Annotated in this window: 4 protein-coding genes and 1 pseudogene; 1 reads left to right on the top strand and 4 read right to left on the bottom strand. The window is 65.7% G+C overall.

What is annotated here, in order from left to right:
- From ACK5F2_RS03940 to ettA, 4 genes and pseudogenes are all read right to left on the bottom strand, one after another.
- Positions 1-350: pseudogene (locus ACK5F2_RS03940) on the bottom strand (two-component sensor histidine kinase); the annotation flags it as partial.
- Positions 351-376: 26 nt separating this feature from the next.
- On the bottom strand, positions 377-1,093 hold the full coding sequence (locus ACK5F2_RS03945; protein WP_409862943.1) for a response regulator: 717 nt from the start codon (positions 1,091-1,093) through the stop codon (positions 377-379).
- Between the two features lie 74 nt (positions 1,094-1,167).
- A complete protein-coding gene (locus tag ACK5F2_RS03950) occupies positions 1,168-1,677 on the bottom strand; it encodes a Spy/CpxP family protein refolding chaperone (protein ID WP_409862944.1) in 510 nt (169 codons plus the stop codon).
- Positions 1,678-1,845: 168 nt separating this feature from the next.
- Complete coding sequence (ettA, locus tag ACK5F2_RS03955; protein WP_409862946.1) at positions 1,846-3,510, bottom strand: energy-dependent translational throttle protein EttA; 1,665 nt, start codon at positions 3,508-3,510, stop codon at positions 1,846-1,848.
- A 268-nt stretch (positions 3,511-3,778) separates the two neighbouring features.
- Here ettA and ACK5F2_RS03960 point away from each other — a divergent pair.
- Positions 3,779-4,855: DEAD/DEAH box helicase (locus ACK5F2_RS03960; RefSeq protein ID WP_409862948.1), on the top strand; the 1,077-nt coding region annotated here is incomplete at its 3' end.

Consider the following 4,855-nt stretch of genomic DNA (forward strand, 5'->3'; position numbering starts at 1 on the left):
CCGTCATCCAGGGGCACATCGAGTCGGCGCACCGAGGGATCGGCCTCCCGGCGCTCGAACTGCTCGGACTGCCCGATGCGACGCCCCTGGGCGTCGCTGAGCGCAATCGCCATGCGCAGGCGCTGTCCCCAGTCGCGCAGGGATTCGGCCTGGGCTGGCACAGGCGCATCCGCGGGCGGCAGGGCCCCCTGGATCAGTACCGCGGTCGCATTCAGTCGCTCCACGGCCGCCGCCTCGAAGCCCCCGCGCTCCTCTTCAATCTGGCGCTTGAACAGCCAGGCCGAACCGAAGGCAAAGGTCAGCAGCAAGGCGACCAGGGTGATGTAGATGCGCAGGTAAAGCGACTTCAAGGCCGAGGCCCTCAGCTGGCGCAGCATCAGCCCTGCGCCTCGGCATCCTGCTTGCGGGCAAACACATAGCCGGCGCCACGCACGGTCAGCACACGGCGCGGGTTCTTGGGGTCGTCCTCGATCACGGCGCGGATGCGCGAGACATGCACATCGATGGAGCGATCAAAGGCATCCAGGGGATGGCCCTTGAGCGCGTCCATGATCTGGTCGCGGCTCAGCACCCGCCCGGGGCTCTGGGCCAGCACCACCAGCAAATCGAACTGGTGGCTGGTGAGGTCGCAGGCTTTGCCATCGAGTCGGGCCACACGGGCCGCCAGATCGATCTCAAGACGACCGAAACGCAGCACCTCGTCCTCCCCCTGCCCATCGGGCTCGGCCCGGCGCAGCAAGGCCTTGATGCGCGCCTGCAGCTCGCGCGGCTCAAAAGGCTTGGGCAGATAGTCATCGGCCCCGAGCTCCAGGCCCAGGATGCGATCCATGGGCTCGCCACGGGCCGAGAGCATGAGTACCGGGAGGCGCCGCGTGCGGGCATCCACGCGCAGCTTGCGGCAGAAGTCCAGCCCGTCGCCGTCCGGCAGCATCAGGTCCAGCACCAGCAGGTCTGGAAGCGCCGCCTCCAGGGCCTGGGCTGCCTGAGCCAGGCTGCCCGCCACGCCGATCTCGAAACCGGCGTGGCTGAGGTAGTCGCCCAACATATCGGTCAGGCGGGCATCATCATCGACCAGAAGCAGACGGGAACTCATGGCATTCGGAAAGCAGGCCCGACGCAGGCCCTTGGCGGAGGAAGCCCAAGCATATGCCAGGCCAGGCGTCGCCCTCACGGAGCCTTGGCGTTGCTGCCACGAGCCGGCTCATGCTGATGCTTGCGCTCGGCACGACGCGCATCTCGCTGCGCCATGCGTTCGCCCATCTTGGCACGCTGCTCGGGCGTCAGCACCTGGGCCGCGGCCAGCATGGCCTGGCTCATGCGCCGGCTGAGCTGCTCGTGGATGAGCTGGGTCTGCTGCCGCAGGGACTCGATGGCTGCCGTATCCAGGGTGGCTGCGGTGAACAGCTTGCGCCCTTGCTGATGCAGCTGTTGCAGTGACTCGCGCTGGGCACGCGAGTCCTGGGCCGCATCCTTCATGATTTGCTGAATCTGCTGACGCTGGCTGTCGCTGGCATCCACCAGATCCAGCATATGCTCGACGCGCGGCCCGCCCGGACCGCCGCCATGATGGGTGGCCATCATGGCGCCACCAGGCATGGCTTGCACCGTGGGGGTGGCCAGCACGGCCAGCAAGGCGGCCACGCCCAGGCCTTGACGCAGTTTCGTGATCTTGGACATCGCAGACTCCATGTGGTGGGGAAGTGCTGTCATCTTGATCACCCTGCGTAAGGCGAGCATGCAGGGAATGTAAAGAAGATCAAAGCGCATAGCGGCGGCCCGAAAAGGACAAGGGCCCCGCAGGGCCCTTGAACTTGCTCGGTGCAGCGCCGTCAGCGGCGCGGCCCATCACTTGATGGACTTGAAGCGCGCGCGCTTGGGACGGGCACCTTCTTCACCCAGGCGCTTGACCTTGTCGGCCTCGTACTCGGTGAAGTTGCCGTCGAAGAACACCCACTTGGCATCGCCTTCGTAGGCCAGGATGTGGGTGCAGATGCGGTCCAGGAACCAGCGGTCGTGGGAGATCACCATGGCCGAGCCGCCAAACTCCAGCAGCGCCTCTTCCAGGGCGCGCAGGGTTTCGACGTCCAGGTCGTTCGACGGTTCGTCCAGCATCAGCACATTGCCGCCCTGGGCCAGGGTCTTGGCCAGGTGCAGGCGGCCGCGCTCACCGCCGGAGAGCTGCCCCACCATCTTCTGCTGGTCATTGCCCTTGAAGTTGAAGCGGCCGATATAGGCGCGGCTGGGCATCACGAACTTGCCGACGACGATATTGTCCAGGCCGCCCGAGACGTCCTCCCAGACGGTCTTGTTGGCATCCAGGCTGGCGCGGCTCTGGTCCACAAAAGCCAGCTTGGCGGTCTTGCCGATCACGACCTCGCCGCTGTCCGGAGTCTCGGTGCCCTGGATCATGCGGAACAGCGTGGACTTGCCGGCGCCGTTGGGGCCGATGATGCCCACGATGGCGCCCGCGGGCACGCGGAAGCTGAGGTCCTCGATCAGCACGCGGTCGCCGAAGCTCTTGCTGACGTTCTTGAACTCGATCACCTCATTGCCCAGGCGCTCGCCAATGGGGATGAAGATTTCGTTGGTCTCGTTGCGCTTCTGGTAGTCGACGTCGGACAGCTCCTCGAAGCGGGCCAGACGCGCCTTGCTCTTGGCCTGGCGGCCCTTGGCATTGGAGCGCACCCACTTCAGTTCTTCCTTCATCGCCTTCATGCGGGCGTCTTCGGACTTCTGCTCCTGCTCCAGGCGGCGTTCCTTCTGGTCCAGCCAGTCGGAGTAGTTGCCCTTCCAGGGAATGCCGTGGCCGCGGTCCAGTTCCAGGATCCACTCGGCGGCGTTGTCCAGGAAGTAGCGATCGTGGGTGATGGCCACCACGGTGCCGGGGAAGCGCTGCAGGAACTGCTCCAGCCAGTGCACGCTTTCAGCGTCCAAGTGGTTGGTCGGCTCGTCCAGCAGCAGCATGTCGGGCTTGGACAGCAGCAGGCGGCACAGGGCCACGCGGCGCTTCTCACCGCCGGACAGCAGATCGATCTTGGCGTCCCAGGGCGGCAGGTTCAGGGCGTCGGCGGCCAGTTCCAGCTGCAGATCGGTGTTCTCGGAGCCCGCGGCGGCGATGATGGCCTCCAGCTCGCCCTGCTCGGCGGCCAGGGCGTCGAAGTCGGCGTCCGGCTCGGCATAGGCGGCATAGACCTCGTCCAGGCGCTTCTTGGCGGCCAGCACGCCGCCGATGCCCTCTTCCACGGCCTCGCGCACGGTCTGGTTCGGGTCGAGCTTGGGCTCCTGCTCCAGGTAGCCGATCTTGATGCCGGGCATGGCCACGGCCTCGCCTTCAAACTCCTTGTCCACACCCGCCATGATCTTCAGGATGGTGGACTTGCCCGAGCCGTTCAGGCCCAGCACGCCAATCTTGGCGCCGGGGAAGAAGGACAGGGAGATGTCCTTGAGGATGTGGCGTTTGGGCGGAACCGTCTTGTTGACGCGGTTCATCGAGAAGACGTATTGGGCCATGGTGCTCGTGGTTTGTCGGAACTCTAGAAAAGCGAAGGCGGGTCGCGACATCATGACTGCCGAACCCGCTGGATCCCCCTATTGTCGCAGAGCCCGCGGGCGATCGTTGCGCCCCGCAAGCTACAATGGCACCCACGCTGCGCATCTCAGTCTTTGCGCGGCGTTTTATTTTTGAGCCCATGCACGCTCCTCGCGTGGCCCGAAGACTGGCGTTGCACACAATGCGACGCGGCCACGCCCACAGGGCACCGTGCTCACATTGCAGTCAATGACATTCGATTCCCTGGGCCTGGCAGCACCGCTGCTCAAGGCCATTGCCGACGCCGGCTACACCGCCCCCACCCCCATCCAGGCCCAAGCCATTCCCGCCGTCCTCAAAGGCGGTGACCTGCTCGCCGGCGCACAGACCGGCACCGGCAAGACCGCCGGTTTCACCCTGCCCCTGCTGCACCGTCTCTCGGCCACCCCGCCGGTCAAGAACGCCCGCGGCAAGCATATGGTGCGCGCCCTGGTGCTCACCCCCACTCGCGAGCTGGCCGCCCAGGTCGAGGAAAGCGTCAAGACCTACGGCAAATACCTGCCGCTGACCAGCATGGTGATGTTTGGCGGCGTGGGCATGCAGCCCCAGGTCAACCGCCTGCGCGACGGCGTGGACATCCTGGTGGCCACGCCCGGCCGCCTGCTGGACCACCATATGCAGGGCACCCTGGATCTGAGCAAGATCGAGATCCTGGTGCTGGACGAAGCCGACCGCATGCTGGACATGGGCTTCATCCACGATATCAAGAAGGTGCTGGCCATCCTGCCGCCCAAGCGACAGAACCTGCTGTTCTCGGCCACCTTCAGCGACGACATCAAGGCCCTGGCCGACCGTCTGCTGAACCAGCCCGCCCTGATCGAGGTAGCGCGACGCAACCAGACCAATGACGCGATCGCGCAGAAGGTCCATCCGGTCGGCCGCGACAAGAAGAAGGAGCTGCTGGCCCATCTGATCAAGAGCGGCGACTGGCACCAGGTGCTGGTCTTCACGCGCATGAAGCATGGCGCCAACCGCCTGACCGACTACCTGAACGACCAGGGCATCAGCGCCATGGCCATTCACGGCAACAAGAGCCAGGGTGCGCGCACCAAGGCCCTGGCCGAGTTCAAGAGCGGCGAGCTGACCTGCCTGGTGGCCACCGATATCGCGGCCCGCGGCATCGACATCGACCAGCTGCCCCACGTCGTCAACTACGAGCTGCCCAATGTGCCCGAGGACTATGTGCACCGCATCGGCCGCACCGGCCGCGCCGGCTGCCAGGGCGAGGCGGTGAGCCTGGTCTGCGTGGACGAGCAGAATTTCCTC

The sequence above is a fragment of the Roseateles sp. genome, assembly GCF_046300915.1.
Classification (GTDB): Bacteria; Pseudomonadota; Gammaproteobacteria; order Burkholderiales; family Burkholderiaceae_C; genus Kinneretia.